Origin of the sequence: Halomonas sp. 141 (genome assembly GCF_002810305.1) — a bacterium.
Lineage (GTDB): Bacteria > Pseudomonadota > Gammaproteobacteria > Pseudomonadales > Halomonadaceae > Vreelandella > Vreelandella stevensii.
In genome coordinates this window covers 1-949 of record NZ_PINZ01000120.1, presented here as the reverse complement: position 1 = coordinate 949, position 949 = coordinate 1, and the positions used below count along the sequence as shown (strand labels likewise).

Below are 949 nucleotides of genomic sequence, written 5' to 3'. Positions count from 1 at the left end.
TGGGCCACCTGACAGGCGATCATGTTGATCTCGTCGGTGTTGGTCACCGCGATCAGCATGTCGGCGTCTTCGCAGCCCGCCTGGCGCAGCACGATGGGGTAGGAGCCCGCGCCGGTGACCGTGCGGATATCCAGCTTGGTGTGCAGTTCGCGTAGCTTGGCGCCGTCGGTGTCGACGACGGTGATGTCGTTTTCCTCGCGGGCAAGGTGCTCCGCCAGGGTGCCGCCGACCTGGCCGGCGCCGAGAATGATGATTTTCATCGCTAAGCATCGGTTCCGTTATGAGCGCCAGCGTTTTATCAGCACGCGGTGTGCGCTGCAACAAAGACGGCGGCCAGTGTAAACCAGCCGCCGTCGAAAAGCAGGTGACGATTACTCCAGCGTGAAGCCGACCTTGATCGTGACCTGCCAGTGGGCAACACGCCCATCTTCTATGTGACCCCGCGTATCGGTCACTTCCAGCCAACGCATGTTGTGCACGCTTTCGGACGCTTTGGCCAATGCGTTCTGAACGGCTTCCTCAATACCTTTTTCGGAAGAGCCGGTAAGTTCGATGTGCTTGTAGGTGTGATGACTCATGGGTTCTCCATCCTTGTCATGAATTCACTGCGTGACTGCTCCCCGCCCTGACGGGCGAGGCTTCCCACGTCTTAGCAAAATTCCGCGTAAACCCTCGCCCAATCGGGCGGGGATACAAGCGGGCAGCGCGCTAGCGCTGCTGGGGGTTGATCTTCGCCCCTTACTGTCTATTATGTATAAAAATACAGTTTTGAGCGGCACCGTGCCATGTTAATAGCCACCAAAGTACGCCTCTACCCGACCCCTGAACAAGCTGATTTCTTAAATCAGCAGTTCGGCGCGGTGCGGTTTGCGTACAACAAGGCACTGCACATCATCAGTACGCAGTACAAGCGGCATGGCACCAAGCTCCGGGCTAAGAAAGACCTCAA

3 protein-coding genes are annotated in these 949 nt (G+C 57.6%); 1 reads left to right on the top strand and 2 read right to left on the bottom strand.

What is annotated here, in order from left to right; all coding sequences use genetic code 11:
* Both CWI66_RS17615 and CWI66_RS17610 read right to left on the bottom strand, forming a co-directional pair.
* Positions 1-260: NAD-binding protein (locus tag CWI66_RS17615; RefSeq protein ID WP_198517617.1), on the bottom strand; the 260-nt coding region annotated here is incomplete at its 3' end.
* Between the two features lie 111 nt (positions 261-371).
* A complete protein-coding gene (locus CWI66_RS17610; protein WP_016914940.1) occupies positions 372-578 on the bottom strand; it encodes a dodecin in 207 nt (68 codons plus the stop codon).
* A 207-nt stretch (positions 579-785) separates the two neighbouring features.
* On the opposite strand from CWI66_RS17610, the gene CWI66_RS17600 reads away from it, so the two are divergent.
* The coding region (locus tag CWI66_RS17600) for a helix-turn-helix domain-containing protein (RefSeq protein ID WP_157808976.1) at positions 786-949 on the top strand (164 nt) is incomplete at its 3' end.